Annotated in this window: 12 protein-coding genes and 1 riboswitch; of the genes, 5 read left to right on the forward strand and 7 right to left on the reverse strand. The window is 67.0% G+C overall.

Annotated elements, in window-relative coordinates:
• The coding region (locus tag AC1DN0_RS30275) for an S-layer protein (RefSeq protein ID WP_477146229.1) at positions 1–1,371 on the reverse strand (1,371 nt) is incomplete at its 3' end.
• A 433-nt stretch (positions 1,372–1,804) separates the two neighbouring features.
• Here AC1DN0_RS30275 and AC1DN0_RS30280 point away from each other — a divergent pair.
• Both AC1DN0_RS30280 and AC1DN0_RS30285 read left to right on the forward strand, forming a co-directional pair.
• The gene (locus AC1DN0_RS30280; protein ID WP_477146230.1) at positions 1,805–3,844 is read left to right on the forward strand and encodes a LamG-like jellyroll fold domain-containing protein; all 2,040 of its coding nucleotides are present in this window, start codon (positions 1,805–1,807) and stop codon (positions 3,842–3,844) included.
• A gap of 182 nt (positions 3,845–4,026) precedes the next feature.
• Positions 4,027–4,488, forward strand: a complete 462-nt coding sequence (locus AC1DN0_RS30285; RefSeq protein ID WP_441632401.1) for a YjjA family protein — start codon at positions 4,027–4,029, stop codon at positions 4,486–4,488.
• 33 nt (positions 4,489–4,521) lie between these two features.
• On the opposite strand, the gene AC1DN0_RS30290 is transcribed toward AC1DN0_RS30285, so the two are convergent.
• Positions 4,522–6,075, reverse strand: a complete 1,554-nt coding sequence (locus tag AC1DN0_RS30290; RefSeq protein ID WP_035865338.1) for a methyl-accepting chemotaxis protein — start codon at positions 6,073–6,075, stop codon at positions 4,522–4,524.
• A 296-nt stretch (positions 6,076–6,371) separates the two neighbouring features.
• A riboswitch (cobalamin riboswitch) is annotated at positions 6,372–6,627 on the forward strand.
• A 124-nt stretch (positions 6,628–6,751) separates the two neighbouring features.
• Between AC1DN0_RS30290 and AC1DN0_RS30295 the strand changes: the two genes are divergently transcribed.
• Genes AC1DN0_RS30295 through AC1DN0_RS30305 form a run of 3 tightly spaced genes read left to right on the forward strand, consistent with a single transcriptional unit; the run spans position 6,752 to position 11,647 of the window.
• Positions 6,752–8,998 (forward strand): TonB-dependent receptor, encoded by a 2,247-nt coding sequence (locus AC1DN0_RS30295; RefSeq protein ID WP_477111521.1) that lies wholly within the window; start codon positions 6,752–6,754, stop codon positions 8,996–8,998.
• Between the two features lie 8 nt (positions 8,999–9,006).
• Positions 9,007–10,536: a PepSY domain-containing protein gene (locus tag AC1DN0_RS30300; protein ID WP_441632406.1), complete on the forward strand. Its 1,530-nt coding sequence runs from the start codon at positions 9,007–9,009 to the stop codon at positions 10,534–10,536.
• A gap of 52 nt (positions 10,537–10,588) precedes the next feature.
• Complete coding sequence (locus tag AC1DN0_RS30305; protein WP_441632408.1) at positions 10,589–11,647, forward strand: HoxN/HupN/NixA family nickel/cobalt transporter; 1,059 nt, start codon at positions 10,589–10,591, stop codon at positions 11,645–11,647.
• 117 nt (positions 11,648–11,764) lie between these two features.
• On the opposite strand, the gene AC1DN0_RS30310 is transcribed toward AC1DN0_RS30305, so the two are convergent.
• From AC1DN0_RS30310 to cobN, 5 genes are all read right to left on the reverse strand, one after another.
• Positions 11,765–12,082, reverse strand: a complete 318-nt coding sequence (locus AC1DN0_RS30310) for a HigA family addiction module antitoxin (protein WP_441632410.1) — start codon at positions 12,080–12,082, stop codon at positions 11,765–11,767.
• Between the two features lie 31 nt (positions 12,083–12,113).
• Positions 12,114–12,392: a type II toxin-antitoxin system RelE/ParE family toxin gene (locus AC1DN0_RS30315; protein ID WP_441632412.1), complete on the reverse strand. Its 279-nt coding sequence runs from the start codon at positions 12,390–12,392 to the stop codon at positions 12,114–12,116.
• Between the two features lie 168 nt (positions 12,393–12,560).
• The gene (locus tag AC1DN0_RS30320) at positions 12,561–13,064 is read right to left on the reverse strand and encodes a vWA domain-containing protein (RefSeq protein WP_441632414.1); all 504 of its coding nucleotides are present in this window, start codon (positions 13,062–13,064) and stop codon (positions 12,561–12,563) included.
• A 158-nt stretch (positions 13,065–13,222) separates the two neighbouring features.
• Positions 13,223–14,287, reverse strand: a complete 1,065-nt coding sequence (locus AC1DN0_RS30325; RefSeq protein WP_441632416.1) for a magnesium chelatase ATPase subunit I — start codon at positions 14,285–14,287, stop codon at positions 13,223–13,225.
• Positions 14,284–18,099: a cobaltochelatase subunit CobN gene (cobN, locus tag AC1DN0_RS30330; RefSeq protein WP_441632418.1), complete on the reverse strand. Its 3,816-nt coding sequence runs from the start codon at positions 18,097–18,099 to the stop codon at positions 14,284–14,286. The genes AC1DN0_RS30325 and cobN overlap by 4 nt, the downstream gene beginning before the upstream one ends.
• Positions 18,100–18,111: the final 12 nt, after the last annotated feature.

Below are 18,111 nucleotides of genomic sequence, written 5' to 3' on the forward strand. Positions count from 1 at the left end.
ATTGGTCTCCTTGCTGTATTCCGGCGTACCAGGCGCGGGGCGACGGGTGACGTCGCCGGCGATCAGGTCGATATGGTCCACGGTCGGCCTGACGTTGACATTGACGCCGCTGTCCAGCGGATACTCGAACCGGTTCCGGTCCGGGCTCTTGAAACGGATCGTGACAGTGACCTTGTCACCCGCCTTGGCCATGAGTTCGCCGCCCATCTCGCGCTTGGTGCTGCCGGCCGCCACATTGAAATCCAGTGCATTGATCAGGTCGCCGAACACCGAGAAGGACTTGCCCGCACGCAGGCTGTCCAGCAAGCCCTTGATGCCGGTGCCTTCCATCCACAGGTAGTTGCGTGCGTATTCGCCCGGGAAGTAGCCGCTGCTGAACTGGCCGCCCGCGGTCTTGAAATGGTGGTCCGAGTTGGCGAGGTTCCAGAAGCGGCGCCCGTCGCCCAGCAGGGCATCCCAGATGCCACCGACTTGCGCCACCACATAGTCCACGCCGCCATAGGTGCGCGACTTCAGGTTGGCATCGATATAGGCGCTGTTGTAGCCGCCGCGATCCGGCTCCATCTGGTTGCCGACCATGCCTTCCACCGCGAACACGATATTCGGCGCGAGGTCGTTCAACTCACGATAGTTGGCGGCGGTGTACTTGCCCGGATTGCGCGACGGGTGGTTGATCAGCGCGTAGCTGCTGTCCGGGTAATTTGTCTTGAGCCAGTTGAAGGCCAGCAGCGCGTCGGCGTGCGTGGTAAAGGCGCGCGGGCCTTTGGCATTCCACGCCGCCACGTCCACCGGATTGAACAGGGTGTCGGCGCGGTTGGTGAAGAAATACTCGAACTCGTTGGCGGCCTTGAGGGCCGGTGCGAGCGCGGGCGAGCCGGAGAAGATGCCCACGTTCATGTGGTCGTGGGTCGGCATGTCCCACTCGAAGGCGGAGAAGATCAGCTTGCCGGGATAGCGGCCGTCAGCCTGCATTTGCTTGACGGCAGGCACTTCGTAGTCCGCCATGCCCTTCGAGAATGCCACCGAGCCGCCAGGGATGGCCGTGCCGGCCGGGTCGCGATCCGAGACGCGCAGGTGGTTCGACAAGGCCATCCAGTCGAGGTTGCTCGCGGTGAACGCCTGGTCGAGCACCGTGGCCAGGGGGCTCTGCGCATCGTTGGACTGGATCGTATGTACATGCAGGTCGCCGGTGGTCCACTTGCCCGTGACTTCCGCGACCGGCGGGGTGACCGGCGCGGCCGGCGCGGCCGGTGCGCCGGGGGTGGCCGGAGCGGCGGGGCTGGATTGGTCGCCGTTGCCGTTGCAACCGTAGAAGCCGCCGGCGATGCATAGCGAGGCGGCCAGGCCGATGATGGATTTGGAGTGACGCATTGGATTTCCCTGGTGACGTTTTACGTATTGACCCGATCTGTCCGCGCGCCCTGGGCCGCCGGGCGATGCGTGTCACTGGCATCACCCCTTGCCCGGACGCACTGGCAAAGATTCTTGTGGGCGCCGATGTTGACGATCGTTAGTGACAGAAAGGTGACGTCGGGAAAACAAATCCTGTTTTTTGGTAAAACGATACACTTAGTCAGCCTAATGTCGCCTCTTCGAGACAAAATTCCAACCTACAGAACAAAAAACAAATGCCTGCGACATCTCTTCATGCGCATGTCATCTCTGCTGGCTAGCTTTGCCGCTTCCTGTTCCACATGGAAAGTCATGACAAAGAAGCACGAAGCCGATGCGCGGCAACAGGTACAGAAGACAACAACCAGCGTGCCGGACGAACGCCGCAGGAGCTTGCTCAGGGCCGGACTGGGTGCGACGCTGCTGCCTGCTGCCGGCAGGCGGCAGTGCATTGCTGGCTGCGTGCGGGGGTGGGGGTGGCGACGACGCGCCCGCCGCGCCGAGCACCGGCAGCCCGGCACCGCAGCCACCGGCCGGCCCGCAGCTGGCATCCAATTTCGCGCTGGYGGTACTGCCCGATACGCAGTTCTACTCGCGCTATGCAACGCTGGCGGAGAACGACCAGTTCGGCCGCAAATTCAACAGCGAGCCGTTCCAGGCGCAGACCAACTGGGTCGCGGACAATGCCAAGGCGCTCAACATCCCCTTCCTGATCCATCTCGGCGACGTCGTGGACCAGCAAGGCAAGCCCGAGCAGTGGGTGGTGGCCGACCAGGCCATGAAGGTGCTTGAGAGCGCCAAGATCCCGTATTCGATCCTGGCCGGGAATCACGATGTCATTCTCGACCTCGACTACAGCGGCGGCCCGAACGACACCGGCACCGACACGGAGCGCACGCTGGCCAACGAGCCCTACCTGAAGACGTTCGGCACGGCCCGGGCCAGCAAGCAGGCCACCTTCGGCGGCCGCGACCCGAGCGGCTTCCACGAGTACCACGTGTTCGAAGCCGAAGGGCAGAAGTTCCTGGTGCTCTCGCTATCGTGGCGCGTCTCCGACAACGGCATCGCGTGGGCACGCCAGGTACTGCGCAACAACCCGACGCTGCCAGCCATTCTCGCCAACCACCAGTTGATCAATATCGACAAGGACGGGGTTACACCGCTCGAGGTGCCCTACGGCCTGCTGCTGTGGGAAAAACTGATCAAGGACAACGACCAGATCTTCATGACGCTGAACGGCCACTACCACGGCGCCGCGCGGCTTACCAAGACCAATGTCTACGGCAACGCCGTCGAGGAAATGGTGGTCGACTATCAGATGGCCTACCAGGGCGGCAACGGCCTGATGCGGCTGTACGAATTCGACCTCACCGCCAACCAGATCAAGGTGCTGTCATTCTCGCCGTGGGTGCCGCAAAAGCCCAAGCACACGCTCAATGGCTTCGACCAGGCCGTGCTCGACGCGCCCAACGAGACCTTCACCATCCAGATGGACTTCGCCAAACGCTTTGCGCGCTTCAATCCGGGCTTCAAGGCCGCCACGGCAACGCGTACATCGCTGGCGGACCAGGCCAAGGCGATGATTCTCGCGGGCTTCAAGGAACCTGTGAAGGCCGAACAGAAGCCTGCCAGCAATTCGGAGGACTATCCGCACGTGGCGCAAACCGTGGCGCACTGGCGCTTCTTCGGGGGCGCCGCGGGCAGCGCGGTGCCGGTGGGACAGGTCGTGGCCGACCAGTCCGGCGCCAACCCGCTAAGCCGCGCCGCGCTCAATGTGGACGGCGTGACTGCCGCCCAGCTGGGCGATGTGGTGTGGTCCGACGACCACCACTACCTGTCGGCCGCGCCGGGCAGCGTGCGCTTCCTGAACACCAACAAGAACGCGCCGCTGCGCATGAGCTATTTCGTCACGGGAAGCACGGCACCCATCAATGCCGCCACCCTGGAAAGCGGCTACACCGTCGAAGCTTTCATCAAGATCGACAAGAACTGGAGCGCCGGCAACAACGCGTGGATGAATATCATGACGCGCGACGGCAAACGCGGGAGCCTGGCCGGCTTTACCGGGGGCGACCCCGAGTCGCCGCCGCTGCTGTTCGCCATCTCCAGCCTGCGCGAAGTGCAATGGGAAGTCGTGCCGGTGCTGAGCGGCAGCCGCGACGGCAAGACCAACTGGTCCGGCGAGATCATTGCCGACAAGTGGCTGCACGTGGCCATCGTCAACGACGATGTCAGCCATGAAACCATTCTCTACGTGGAAGGCGCGCCGGTGCTGCGCAATGCCGGCAACGCCCCAGGCCTGGCCACGCTCGCGGCGGACATGCCCTGGGTAATCGGCGGCGGTTCCTGGGACGGTGCGCGCGCCGACGGCTTCTTTGGCAGCATTGGCGAGATCCGCATCGTGGGCAAGGCCCTGCAAGCCGCCGAGTGGCTGACGGCACGCAAGGCCTGAGGCCGGATAGGGGGTGTAGCCGCGGCGTCTCCCGGCGCAGCCTGGCATCGGGGCGGACGGTGGCGGATTGCGCCCCGATTGCACCTGGATTGCACCTGGATTGCGCCCGGATTGCGTGCAATGGCAATCCGGGCACGCACTATAGTGGAAGCTGGTTTCCACCAAGCCGGGAGGATCGCCGCATGAACGCCAGAATCTATCGCAACACAGTCGTGAAGATCCTGATCGCCACGCTGATACCGGTGGCGGCAGCGCACGCGCAGCTCGGGGACATGCTCAAAGGCGCGACGCAGGGCAGCGAGGGCGCCATCGGCGGACTCGGCAGCCTGGGCGGGATGGGCAGCATGCCTTCGCTGCAATCCCTGACGTCCGGCAGCACCGGCAATATCGCCGGCATACTGGAATTCTGCGTCAAGAACAACTATCTCGGCGGCGCCAGCGGCGCCGCTTCCGTCAAGGACAAACTGCTGGGCAAGGTTGAAGGTGGCTCGCCCACCGCCGATAGCGGCTATACCGACGGTGCCAAGGGCATCCTGCACAACAGCGACGGCAAGCAGTTCGACCTGAGCGGCGGCGGCCTCAAGGATCAGGTCACCAGGCAGGTCTGCGACAAGGTCCTCGCCCAGGGCAAGTCGCTGCTGTAAGCAGCGGCTTGCCGCCCCTGCCGGGGCGGATACTCAGGCAGCCAGGCGGAACGCCGACACCGCGTGATGCAGCGCGTCGGCCTGATCTTCCAGCGAAGCGGCGGCGGCGCTCGCCTGCTCCACCAGCGCCGCGTTCTGCTGCGTCATCTGGTCCATCTGCGCGACCGCGCGATTGACCTCTTCGATGCCGGTGCGCTGCTCCGCGGTGGCCGATGCGATGCCATCCATGATGGACGTCACGCGGCTGACCGCGTTGACGATCTCGGCCATGGTCTGGCCAGCCTGCTCGACCAGGGCAGAGCCGCTGTCGACCTGGCCCACCGACTCGACGATCAGCGTCTTGATCTCCTTGGCCGCGCCCGCGCTGCGTTGCGCTAGATTGCGCACTTCCCCCGCCACCACGGCGAAGCCGCGCCCCTGCTCGCCGGCGCGAGCGGCTTCCACCGCGGCGTTCAGCGCCAGGATATTGGTCTGGAAGGCGATGCCGTCGATCACGCCGATGATGTCGTTGATCTTGCGCGAGCTGGCGGTGATGCCGCGCATCTTGTCCACCACCTGGCTCACCACGCTGCCGCCCTGCTGCGCAATCTGCGAGGCGTCGGCCACGTACTGGCTGGCCTCGGTGGCGTTGTCGGCATTCTGGCGCACCGTCGCCGTGATCTGCTCCATGCTGGCCGCGGTCTGCTGCAGCGAGGCAGCCTGCTGCTCGGTACGGCTCGACAGGTCGGTATTGCCGGAGGCAATCTCCTGCGCGGCCGAAGTAATGGATTCGGCCGACTGCTGGATCCCCGAGACCGTGCGCGCGAGCTGGTCGCGCATATGGCCGATCGCGTACATCAGGCTGGCGCGGTCATCCGGGGCGACCGTGACCTGCGCGGTGAGGTCGCCGCCAGCCATGCGCAACGCAAGCGCCGCCGCGGTGGCGGGCTCGCCGCCGACCGAGCGCTGGATGCTGCGGATCAGGAGCGTCGCCACCACGGAAATCACGATGCCGAGCAACACCAGCAGCCCGAGCGACTGATACAGCGAGGTGCGGAATTGCGCCTCCACGTCATCCATATAGGTGCCCGCGACGAGGTCCCAGTTCCATGGCTTGTAGCGTGCCACGTAGCCGACCTTCGGGCTTGGCTGGTCGCTGCCAGGCTTGGGCCACCAGTAGTCCAGATGACCCGAGCCTTCCGCCGAAGCGCCACGCGCCGCGATATCGACGTACAAGGCGTTGCCCTTGGCGTCCTTGAAATCGCGCAGGTTCTTGCCATTGAGCTTGGCGTTGATGGGATGCATCAGCATCACGGAATCCGCGCTGACGATGGTGATGTAGCCGTCCTTGCCATAGCGCTGCGCGGCGATGCGGGCAGTGGCCTGGGCCTTGGCCTCATCCTCGGTCATCTTCCCCTGGCGTGCCTGCTCGGCATAGTCGCGCACCAGGGACAGCGACATATCGACCACGTTGGCCAGTTCGCCACGACGGTCCGCCATCTGCAACTGGCGGGTCTGGAAGGCGTGCATCACGGTCAGCAGGAGCAGACCTAGCCAGGCCAGCACGAGAGGGATCCACAGCTTTTTTCGCAAGGTCAGTTGATTCATGAAGTTCGCTTTTTCTAGGCAAGTACCAGCGATGCGGGAGACACGCGGCATCTCCGGGATATCGGAACGGCTTGCGCCTTCTTTAGCGTCAACTGGGGAAAGCCCGCAAGAAAAAAGCAAGAAGCGGCATCTATATCGTACAAAGCACCACAGTGAAGAGAGATCCCGTCGTGACGAGGACGCCGGCACTCTCATGGTGCATTGCCGGCCACCCGAATATGCCTGTCAAAAACCACTGGAATGCGGCTACAATCCGCCTCGCATTCGGATTCACTGTTGCAAGTGAATTGCAATTGGAATGCAAATGGTTCGAAGGTGCCCTCGCGCGCGTCAAGCGGCGGGGGTTAAACGGGAAACAGGTGCGCCACGGCCAGGCCGCGGCAAATCCTGTGCTGCCCCCGCAACGGTCAGCAGGTACAAAGGTGTCACGCCGCGCCCGTAGGCAGCGGCAGCCACTGCGCATCGATGCGTGGGAAGGCGGCACCCCGGACGCGCCCCAGTGGCAGGCGTCCCCCTGCGAGCCCGGATACCGGCCTTCGACCGATCACCGAGGCTGCGGACGGGCGGCCAGGCGTGAGGCGGCTGGCCATGGGCCCGCCGCCACTGCGCGCTCGTCCGTGGCTTCTTCGTTCATTGCCGCCAGGCGGGGTCGCCTGCGGCCAACGATGGAAAGTCCATGTCCGCGCGCCCTCGCATTGCCCGCACCCCCCTGCCGGGCTCCTCCAGGCACCTTTTCACTCCCGCCCCGCGCAAGCTGGCGCACCACTGCGCGCTCGCGCTCTCGCTCGGGGCCTTTGCCACGCTGGGCACGGACGCGGCCTGGGCCGCGGACGATACGCCAGCCTCGGAGCGCTCCCAGCCGTCTCGGAAAGACACCACGGTGCTACCGGCGGTGATGGTCACCGGTGACTCGCAGTTGCCAGGGCTGGCACTGTCGGAGCCCACGGGCACGGGCAGCCGGCTTGGCCTGACCCCGCTGGAAACGCCTGCCAGCGTCGAGGTGCTGTCCGGCGAGACGATACGCGAGCGCGGCGACCAGTCGGTGCGCGAAGCCGTTACCCGCACCACCGGCATAACCTCCAACGGCGCCCCCGGCAACGGCGGCACGTCGCTCACGGCGCGCGGCTTCTCCGGACAAGGCTCGGTGATGCAGCTGTACGACGGCACACGGCTCTACGTCGCCTCCGGCACCGTGACCTTCCCCTTCGACACCTGGTCGGCGGACCGCATCGAAGTCCTGCGCGGCGCGGCCTCGGTCATGTACGGCGAGGGCGCGATCGGCGGCGTGGTCAACGTGATCCCCAAGAAGCCGCTGCGCGCGCCGATCGCCAACGAGCTGCAGCTCACCGGCGGCACCCAGCGCACCGCGCGCGCCGCCTTCGACAGCGGCGGCGCGGTCAACGAGAATCTCTCGTACCGCTTCAATGCCAACTACGCGCGCTCCGGCGGCTGGGTGGACCGGGGCGATTCGCGCAGCGTGGCGGTGTCGGCCGCGGTGCGGCTCGACGTATCGCCGGAGTTCAATATGACGCTGTCCTATGACGACGGCGACCAGCACCCGATGCAATACCTGGGCACGCCGCTGGTCAGCGGCAGCCTGGACACCTCCCTGCGCAAGAAGAACTACAACGTCGGCGATGCCGAGATCACCTACCGCGACCGCTGGACCCGGCTCGCCGCGCAATGGCAGCCCAATGAGCGAGTGACGGTGCGCAACCAGTTCTACTACCTCACCAGCCAGCGCCACTGGCGCGATGCCGAGTCCTATACCTTCCTGCCGGCAACCGGCCAGGTGCGCCGCACCGACTACCTGGAAATCCTGCACAACCAGGAGCAGGTGGGCGACCGCGCCGACCTGAAGATCGACGGGCAGCTGTTCGGCATGGCCAATACCGCCCTGGTGGGATTCGACGTCAACCGGATCAACTTCACCCACAGCAACAACTCGCCCTACGGCGGTACCTCCACCGTGAATGCCTACCAGTTCGATCCGGGCCAGTTCTTCAGCCCGCCGGGCATCGTCACGTCGCCGCGCTTCCGTACCCACACCACGCAATACGCGCTGTTTGGCGAAGACCGCCTCAAGCTGACCCGGCAATGGTCGGTGATCGGCGGCGTGCGGCTCGACCATGCCGAACTGGAGCGCGGCAACCTGGTCTCCGGCGACGACTGGACCCGCAGCTTCAACAACGTCACCTGGCGCGCGAGCACGGTCTACGAATTCACACCCGCCTTTTCCGTCTACGCGCAGTACGCCACGGCCACCGACCCCCTTGGCGCACTGATCACCACCTCGGATGCGCAAAAGGACTTCAAGCTCGCTACCGGCAGGCAGATCGAAGCCGGGGTCAAGCAGTCGTTCTGGAACCAGCGCGGCGAGTGGACCTTTGCCGCCTACCAGATCGTCAAGAAGAACCTCCTCACGCGCGATGCCGGCAACCCGGCGCTCTCGGTGCAGGTAGGCGAGCAGTCCTCGCGCGGGCTGGAAGCCTCGGTCAGCGTGGAACTGATGCGCGGCCTGCGCGTGGATGCCAACGGCACCTTGCTGCGGGCCCGGTACGACGACTTCACCGAAAGCGTGAACGGCGCCCTGGTCTCGCGCAACGGCAACGTGCCGACGAACGTGCCGCAGCAGGCGGCCAACCTGTGGCTGACCTGGGCCTTCGCGCCGCGGTGGCAGGCCGGCGGCGGCCTGCGCTACGTGGGCAAGCGTTATACCAACAATGCCAATACGACGGCCATGCCGTCGTACACGGTGGTCGATGCCTCGCTGCAATGGCGCATATCGCGCAAGACGGCGCTGACACTGCGGGTCTACAACCTGTTCAACCGCGACTACGCCGAATCGTCCGGCAACAGCGGCGCCCAGTGGCTGCTGGGACGGCCGCGCGCCGCTGAGCTGTCGGCCAACTTCTACTTCTAGGCCAGGCCATGGCGAGCACGCCCCTGTCCTGGCGCGAGTCCTGCTGGCGCTTCACGCGCCGCTGGCTCTATCTGGTGCACCGCTGGGCCGGCATCGCCGGCTGCCTGCTGATCGCCATGTGGTTCCTGTCGGGACTGGTCATGATGTATGTGGCCTTTCCCGCGCTGACCGACGCCGAGCGCCTCGCGGGGCTGCCGCCGCTGGACGTGGCCACGGTGCGGGTCTCGCCCGATGCGGCGATGGCCGGCGCAGGCCTCGCCCGCTTTCCGCGCAGCCTGCGCCTGGAAATGATGGGCGCGCACCCCGTCTATCGCATGGTCGACTGGAACGGGAAGCCACACACCGTGTCCGCGCGCAACGCGGCCCGCATCGAACAGGTGGATGCCCCCGCCGCGCAAGAGATCGCCCGGCGCTTCTCCGGCGCCGCCGGCGCGCGCTGGATCGAGACCGCCGAGCGGGACCAGTGGACCGTGCCCAACGGACTGAATCCCTGGCGCCCGCTGCACCGCATTGCGCTGGACGATGCCGCCGGCACCGAGCTGTATGTCTCCGCGCGCACMGGCGAAGTCATGCGCGACACGAACCGCAACGAGCGATTCTGGAACTGGCTTGGCGCGGTCCCGCACTGGCTTTACTTCACGCCGGTGCGGGCCGATCCGCCGCTGTGGCGGCAGGTGGTGCTGTGGACATCCGGCGTCTGCATCGCCGTGGCGATCAGCGGCATCTGGATCGGCTGGCTGCGCCTGCGCGTGCGCCGCCGCTTTGCGCATGGCAGCGCCGGCGGCACCTCGCCCTATCACGGCTGGATGGCCTGGCACCATATCGCCGGCCTGGCCGGTTCGCTGTTCCTGCTGGCCTGGCTGGCAAGCGGCTGGCTATCGGTCAATCCCAACCAGTGGTTTCCGGGGCGCGCGTTTGCGCAGCCCGCGCTGGAGCGCTATGCGGGCGAAGTCCTGCCGCGCTTTCCCGCCAGGGACGCCACGGCGCTTGCGGGGATGCCGCCTGGCACCGGCGCGCCCCCGCGGGAAATCAAGATGGCCTGGCAGGCCGGATTGCCGGTCTTGCTGGTGGCGCGGGCCGCTGCCGGCGCCGCGGTCACGACGCAGGCTTACCGTGCCGACACCGGGGCGCCGCTTGCGATCTCCGCCGGGGCGCTCGCGCAGGCTGCCGCCCGGCTGGTGCCGGACGCGGCTGTCGCTGGCAGCGACCTGCTGCAACAAGACGACGCCTACTGGTACAGCCACCACCAGCCGCGCAAGCTGCCGGTGCTGCGCGTGCGCTTTGACGATGCCGCCGAAACCTGGGCGTATATCGATCCCGACAACGGCAACCTGCTCGGCCGCAGCGACAGCAGCCGGCGCGCCTACCGGTGGTTGTTCAATGCCGCGCATAGCTGGGATCTCGGCTGGCTGCTGCGGCATCGCCCCGCCTGGGACCTGGCGGTCTGGCTGCTTTCGATCGTCGGGCTGGCAGGCGCTGTCAGCGGCGTGGTGATCGGCTGGCGCAGGTTGTTTCGCAGGCGCCGCCGCCGGGCATGAATCCCGGCGGTCGCCCATTTACCCAACATTCCGGACCGTTCACGGAGCCCCCATGTTTCGCTTCCTCGCCAGCATCTTCAACGACCAGGACGCCGACGTGCGCCGCAAGGTCATTGCGCTCTATGTCTTCCTGATCGCCGCCAACGCCGGGGCGTGGGTGTGGGCGCTGGTGGCGTTCCGCGAGCACCCCATGCTGCTGGCCTCGGCGGTCCTGGCCTACACGCTCGGCCTGCGCCACGCCGTCGATGCCGACCATATCGCAGCCATCGACAACGTCACGCGCAAGCTGATGCAGGAAGGCAAGCGCCCGGTGACGGTCGGCTTCTTCTTCTCGCTCGGCCATTCCACCGTGGTCACGCTGATGTCGATCGGCATCGCCGTTGCCGCCGCCGCGCTGCAAACGCGCTTTGCGGACATGAAAGCCGTGGGCGGCATGATCGGCACCAGCGTGTCCGCGCTGTTCCTGTTCCTGCTGGCCTTCTTCAACCTGCTGATCCTGATCTCCGTGTGGCGCGCCTTCCGGGCGGTCAAGCGCGGCGAGGCGCTCAAGGAGCAGGACCTGGACCTGCTGCTGAACAACCGCGGCGTGCTGTCGCGGCTGTTCCGCCCGCTGTTCCGGCTGGCCAGCCGCAGCTGGCACCTGTTCCCGATGGGGCTGCTGTTCGGCCTCGGCTTCGATACCGCCACCGAGGTGGCGCTGTTCGGGCTATCGGCGGCGGAGGCGGCAAAAGGCGTGCCGTTCTGGACCATCATGGTGTTCCCCGCGCTGTTCACCGCCGGCATGTCGCTGGTGGACACCACCGACGGCATCCTGATGCTGGGCGCCTACGGCTGGGCCTTCACCAAGCCGATCCGCAAGCTCTACTACAACATGACCATCACGCTGGTATCGGTGATCGTCGCGGTAGTGATCGGTGGCATCGAAGCGCTCGGACTAATCGCCGACAAGCTCGGGCTGGAAGGCGGCCTGTGGGACGTGATCGGGGAGCTGAACGAACATTTCGGCATGCTCGGCTATGTGATCATCGGCGTGTTCGTGCTGAGCTGGCTGATCTCGATGGTGGTGTACCGGGTCCGGCGCTACGATGAGATCGAGGTGCGGATGGGGTGAGGTCTGGCGAGGCGGACCTGCGCCGCTCGCTGAAATGGGAACCACATCGGCGCCCTTGCTCAAGCCATTGAGCGAGTGTGGCCGGAGCGGAACTTATATGGGCTTCCCGCCGGTGCCCTATGCGCAGGACGGCTCCGCTTCGTCCATGACCGGACGAGCAATCGGCTTGATGTGTTTCCGGGGCTTCTGCGCGGCCATCCAGAGGTCGTAGGCCGTCTGCATACCGCACCACATCTCGCGGCTGGCACCCAACGCTTCTTCCAGGCGAATGGCAATATCGGGCGTAATTGCCGCATGGCCGTTCACGATACGGGAGAGCGTGGCACGCGTCACTTCGATGTGCTCGGCGAACGCCGTGATCGTCATGTCGTCGAGGCCCGCCAGCCATTCAGCGAGGACCGTGCCGGGATGCGGAGGCTTTTGCATCCGAGTCATGATGGGCTCCTTGATGTCAGTACTTTGAGGGTCAGTGGTAGTCGCGGTAGTCCACAACCAGCGCATCACCATCCTCGAATCTGAAGGTAATGCGCCAATTCCCATTGACGCTGATTGACCAGTGTCCGGCCATGCGGCCTTTGAGTTCGTGCAATCTCCAACTGGGCACGCCCATGTCCTCCGGCTTGATGGCGTGGTCTAAAGCACCAAGCTGTATCCGAAGTTTCTCGGCATGCCGAGGCTGAATCCCGGCTTTCGATCCGGTCTCGAAGAATCGCTGCAGGCCGGAGTGAGCGAAGCTTTTGCTCATTGCAAAATCATGAGAAATGTATAGCCTGACTATACGAATGACAAGCCTGACGCCAACGCCCAAGGCCGCCATCCAGGCCACCGAGTGTACGTTTCGCTTTCACGCTCATGATCCGGCGGAGGAAATGGCATCCTACACCACACTGTATAAACATACAGTGCTGGTATCTCACCCGATCAACGCATCCGCCACCAGATACTCTCCCTCCCACCTCTGCGCCAAATGCCGGCAACGCCCCAACGCCACCGCCTGCCGCTCGAAATCCACCACCATCACCGCATCTGCCCCATGCGGACGCGGCGGCTGCTCCATGCTGCGGCCATCGCTTAGCAGCCACAACCAGCGCTGCTGCGCCGGACGGCGGTGCGCAGCCTGCGCCAGCAGCTGGCCGGCACGCTCCATGCCAAGCGCCAGCGGCGTACCGCCGCCACCGGCAATCGGGCGGATCCAGGCTTCGCTCCACGGACGGGCCCGCGCTGGCTGCAGGCGCACCTCCGCCCGGCCTCCGGCGAAGCACACCAGCGCCACTTCGGCGCGCGCCTGGTAGGCGCGCTCCAGCAAGCGCAGGAGCACGCCTTTCGCAAGCGCCAATTGGCGGCCATGGAGCATCGATGCCGAGCAGTCGAGCACGAAACAATGCAACACGCCGGCATGTGCCTGCTGGGTTCGCATGCGGAGGTGGCCGGCGGCCAGCGGTTCGGTGCGCTTGGCCGCGAGCGTGCGCGGCCAGTGGATGCGCAGGCCTGCCGGGAGGCCTCGGGGAGAGGCGAAACGGGGTGCCTGCCACCGGTTGCCGCCTTGCCCGGAATCGGCGGCGGCCTGCCGGTGGCTCAGGCTTTTTTTGCGGGCAGCGGCCTCACGGATTTGACGGCGGCGATGCCCGTCGTGCTGGCCGCCGACGGCGGCGGAAGCGCTCCCCAGGGGTTGCCGGCGCCCGCCGCGCCGGTATCTGCCCTATCGCCCCCGCCATCGCTGGCACGGCTGGATTCCCCGGCATCGCTGGCATCGCCATGCCTGTCGGCATCGGGCGCCGCCTGGCGCCGATGGTGCAGCACCAGTTCCGCGACGGCATCCACATGCGCCGGCACCACCGCCGCATCGCATTGCAGGGCCGCCAGCGCGCGCGCCGCGCGCAACATCACCAGGTCGGCGCGCACGCCGTCGACGGCAGCGGCCAGGCACAGCGCGCTGACATGCTCGTGCACGGCATCGCTGAACGATAGCGACGGCAGCGCCGCGCGCGCCAGCCGCACCTGCCGCGTCAGCGTGTCCTGCTCGGCGGCAAAGCGCGCGCGCAGCGCCCCGGGATCGCTGTCGAACGCCAGCCGCGCCTTGACGATGGCCTGGCGCTGCGCGGGATCGGTGCAGTTCTCCAGCGCCAGCGCCAGACCGAAGCGGTCCAGCAGTTGCGGACGCAACTCGCCCTCCTCCGGGTTCATGGTGCCGACCAGCACGAAGCGCGCCTCGTGCTGGTGCGACACGCCGTCGCGCTCCACCACGTTGACGCCGCTGGCGGCTACATCGAGCAACTGGTCGACCAGGTGATCCTGCAGCAGGTTCACCTCATCCACGTACAACACCCCCTGGTGCGCTCGCGCCAGCAGGCCGGGCGCGAAGCGTACCTCGTTCTGCTGCAGCACATGGCCAAGGTCAAGCGTGCCGGTCAGTTGCTCTTCGCTGGCGCCCAGCGGCAGCGTGACGAACTGGCCCTCTGGCAGCAGTTCGGCCAACGCGCGCGCGGCGGTCGACTTGGCCGTGCCGCGCGGGCCGCTGACCAGTACGCCGCCGATGCCGGGGTCCACCGCGGCGAGCAGCAGCGCTTGCCGCAGACGCTGCTGCCCCACCAGGGCACTGAAGGGAAACGGCACGCGCAGGAGCCGGGCGGTCGCATTCATGAGGGCATTCCTTCAAGCGCCTGCTCGCTGTCGAGCAGGTGTTGTTCCAATTGGGCGCGGCGTGCGCCCGGCTCCTGCCACAGGCCACGTTGCACCGCTTCGAGCAAGCGCTCGCAGATGGCGTGCAGCGCGCGCGGATTGTGCTGCCGCAGGAAGGCGCGGGTGTCCGCGTCGTTCACATAGGCATCGGTCACCAGGGCGTACTGGTGGTCGGCCACCACGCGCGTGGTGGCATCGAATCCGAACAGGTAGTCCACGGTGGCGGCCATCTCGAAGGCGCCCTTGTAGCCATGCCGCTTGACGCCGTCGATCCACTTGGGATTGACCACGCGCGCGCGGATCACGCGGCTGATTTCTTCCTGCAGGGTACGGATGCGCGGCGCCGCCGGATTGCTGTGATCGCCGTGATAGATGGCCGGCTGGGCACCGCCGAACGCGCGCGCGGCGGCCACCATGCCGCCCTGGAACTGGTAGTAATCGTTGGCGTCGAGCAGGTCGTGCTCGCGGTTGTCCTGATTCTGCACCACCGCATCCAGGCTGGCCAGCCGCTCGGCAAAGCTGGCGCGCGCTTCGACGCCATCCGTGCCCTGTCCGTAGGCGTAGCCGCCGGCATGCAGGTAAGCCTGGGCGAGATCGTGGTCGTCCTGCCAGTTGCGGCTTTCGATCAGATCCTGCAGGCCCGTGCCGTATCCGCCCGGCCGCGCGCCGAACACGCGCCAGCCCGCGCGGCGGCGCGCCTCGGCGGCCGGCACGCCCTGCGCTTCCAGCCGCGCTCGCTCGCTTTGCACGCGTGCTCGCACCGGGTTGAGTTCGGCCGGCTCGTCCAGTTCGGCCACCGCCTGCACGGCGGCATCGAACAGGCGCATGACGTTGGCGAAGGCATCGCGGAAAAAACCCGACACGCGCAAGGTCACATCAATGCGCGGGCGGTCGAAGATCGTCATCGGCAGGATCTCGAAATCGGTCACGCGGTAGCTGCCGGGCGCCCACTTCGGCCGCACGCCCAGCAAGGCGAACGCTTGCGCGATGTCGTCGCCGCCGCTGCGCATGGTGGCGGTGCCCCATACGGAAAGCCCGATCGACTGCGGATATTCGCCGTGCTCCTGCAAGTGGCGCTCGATCAGCTGGCTGGCGGACTTCAGGCCCAGCGTCCAGGCCGTGCGGGTGGGCACCGCGCGCGTATCGACCGAGTAGAAATTGCGCCCGGTAGGCAGTACATCGGGCCGTCCGCGCGAAGGCGCGCCGCTGGGGCCGGGCGGGACGAAGCGCCCGGCCAGCCCGCGCGACAGTTGCAGCATTTCCTGCGGGCCGCAGGCATCCAGGCGCGGCATCACGTCCCGCTGCAGGCGTGCCAGCACGGCAGCGGTCCGCGGCAGGGAACGCGCCATGCCGTCACCGGCGTCCGCCGCGTCAAGCAATGCCGTGGCCAACATCTCCAGCCGCTCGCGCGTATCGCCATGATGGCGCCACGGCCCCGCGTCGAGCGCCGCCATTTGCGCCGGACGCGGCCCTTGCCATGGCGCGGACCAGTCGGCATCGAGCGGATCGAAGCCGCCGCCCAGCGCCAGGTCGGCGGCCAGCGCCGTCAGCAAGCTGGCCTGCGCGCCCTTGCCGTCGCCCACCGGAAAGCGCCCGAGCGCAAGCAGCGTGTCGCGCCGCTGGCGGCCCGCCGGCGACACGCCGAAAACATGCAGGCCATCGCGGATCTGCGATTCCTTCAGCTCGCACAGGTAAGCGTCGGTGCGGTTGAGCAGCGCGTCCTCGCCATCGCTGTCGGCGGGGGCATCCAGCCCGAGCTCGCGATGCAGTTGCTGGTCGACGATCAGCGTCAGGATGGCCTTGCGCAGCAGCCGCGCGCGGCGCGGGTCCACCGCCAGCGCCTCGTAGTATTCGTCGACCTGGCGCTCCAGGTCTTGCAGCGGGCCGTAGTTCTCGGCGCGCGTGAGCGGCGGCATCAGGTGGTCGATGATGACGGCCTGCGCGCGCCGCTTGGCCTGCGCGCCCTCGCCCGGGTCGTTGACGATAAAGGGATAGAGATGCGGCAGCGGCCCGAGGATGGCATCCGGCCAGCAGCTGTCGGCCAGCGCCACGCTCTTGCCGGGCAGCCACTCCAGGTTGCCATGCTTGCCCACATGGACGATGGCATCGGCGCCGAAACTGTGGCGCAGCCAGAAATAGAAGGCCAGGTAGCCGTGCGGCGGCACCAGATCGGCATCGTGGTAGCTGGCATAGCCCTGGGTGCCCGCTTCGCCGGGCAGCGCGTACGCGCGGGCCGGCTGCAGCCCCACGAACAAATGGCCGCTGCGCACGCCGGCGATCATGAAACGGCCTTCGCGCACCATCGGATCCTGTTCCGGGCGGCCCCAGCGTTCGGCAATGGCGCGCCGGTTCTCTTCCGGCAGGGCGGCCAGTTGCCACAGGTAGTCCGCCATCGGCAGGCTCTGGAAAGCCGGCCGCAGGTCGCGTTGCGCCAGGTCGTTGGTGATGCCCCGGGTCAGCCCGCGCATCAGGTCGTCGCCGTCCGCCGGCAAGCCTTCGCAGTGGTACCCCTGTTCGCGCAGCATGGCGAGAATACCCACGACCGAGGCGGGCGTATCCAGGCCCACGCCGTTGCCGATGCGCCCTTCGTTGGCCGGATAGTTGGCCAGCACCAGCGCTACGCGCTTGTCCGCATTGCCGAGCTGCCGCAGGCGGCACCAGCGGCGGGCCAGCTCGGCCACGAAGGCGATGCGCTCCGCGTCAGGCTGGTAGCGCACCACGTCGACCTCGGTGTAAGGACAGCGATAGGCCAGTCCCTTGAAGCTGACCGCGCGCGTGATGATGCGGCCATCGACCTCGGGCATGGCGATATGCATGGCGACATCGCGCGCCCCGAGTCCCTGGCTGTCGCGCAGCCAGTCCTCGCGGTTGCCGCCGCTCAGGATGACCTGCAGCACGGGCGCATCGCCGGCAAGTTGCGGCGATTCGGGCGCATCGAGCGAGGAAACCGCGAACGCCGTCGTGTTGAGCACCAGCGCCGCGCCGTGCTCCGCGCACAAGTGCTGCATGACGTCGCGGCACAGCGTGTCCTTGAGCGAACTGACCGCCAGCGGCAGCGGGCGCATGCCCTCGGCGCGCAAGGCCGCGATCAGGGCATCGAACACGGCCGTGTTGCCGGCCTGCAGGTGCGAGCGGTAAAAGACCAGCGCCACCACCGGCCCGTCCGGATGGCCGTCACGCTCCCATTCGCGCTGCCAGTCCGCCGCCGTGGCCACGCCGTGCGCCGGATGATAGATCGCTGCCTGCGGCAGCACGCGCGGCTGCAATGCCGGCTCGCCCCAGCCAAAGGCATGGTGCGCGAGGCAGCGGAAGAACTGTTCCGCGTTGTCCGCGCCGCCTTCGCGCAGGTAGCGCCACAGGTTGCTGGCCAGCGCTTGCGGCGCATTGCTGCGCGCAAGCAGGTTGGCATCTTCGGCCAGGTCGCCAGAGAACATCACCAGCAACTGGCCGCGCGCGCGCGCCAGTTCGGACAGCCGCTCCAGGCCGTAAGCCCAGTCGCTATCGCCGCCGAGATGATCGACCACCACCACCCGCGCGTGCTGCAGCACATCGTCGACGTACATGTCGAGCGAGGCCGGCTGGCGCAGGTACATCTGGTTGGCCAGCCGCACCGTGGGGAAGTCCGCGCCCAGGCGCGGAAAGACGCCGGCCAGCAGCGACAGCGTGGTATCCGCCGCGCTCAGCACCACGATCTCGGCCGGGCTCTGCTCGATGCGCACCACGCCGGCGTTATCGTCGACGAAGCCGCCCGGGCGGGTGGAAAGCAGATGCATCGGGTGCCTGGG

The organism is Cupriavidus sp. 05N39 (assembly GCF_056397325.1).

Excerpts from the sequence above, each read along its gene's own strand:
- AC1DN0_RS30285 (WP_441632401.1), top strand. The coding sequence starts at position 4,027 with ATGAACGCCAGAATCTATCGCAACACAGTCGTGAAGATCCTGATCGCC.
- AC1DN0_RS30290 (WP_035865338.1), bottom strand. The coding sequence starts at position 6,075 with ATGAATCAACTGACCTTGCGAAAAAAGCTGTGGATCCCTCTCGTGCTG.
- AC1DN0_RS30295 (WP_477111521.1), top strand. The coding sequence starts at position 6,752 with ATGTCCGCGCGCCCTCGCATTGCCCGCACCCCCCTGCCGGGCTCCTCC.
- AC1DN0_RS30305 (WP_441632408.1), top strand. The coding sequence starts at position 10,589 with ATGTTTCGCTTCCTCGCCAGCATCTTCAACGACCAGGACGCCGACGTG.
- AC1DN0_RS30310 (WP_441632410.1), bottom strand. The coding sequence starts at position 12,082 with ATGACTCGGATGCAAAAGCCTCCGCATCCCGGCACGGTCCTCGCTGAA.
- AC1DN0_RS30315 (WP_441632412.1), bottom strand. The coding sequence starts at position 12,392 with ATGAGCAAAAGCTTCGCTCACTCCGGCCTGCAGCGATTCTTCGAGACC.
- AC1DN0_RS30320 (WP_441632414.1), bottom strand. The coding sequence starts at position 13,064 with ATGCGAACCCAGCAGGCACATGCCGGCGTGTTGCATTGTTTCGTGCTC.
- AC1DN0_RS30325 (WP_441632416.1), bottom strand. The coding sequence starts at position 14,287 with ATGAATGCGACCGCCCGGCTCCTGCGCGTGCCGTTTCCCTTCAGTGCC.
- cobN (WP_441632418.1), bottom strand. The coding sequence starts at position 18,099 with ATGCATCTGCTTTCCACCCGCCCGGGCGGCTTCGTCGACGATAACGCC.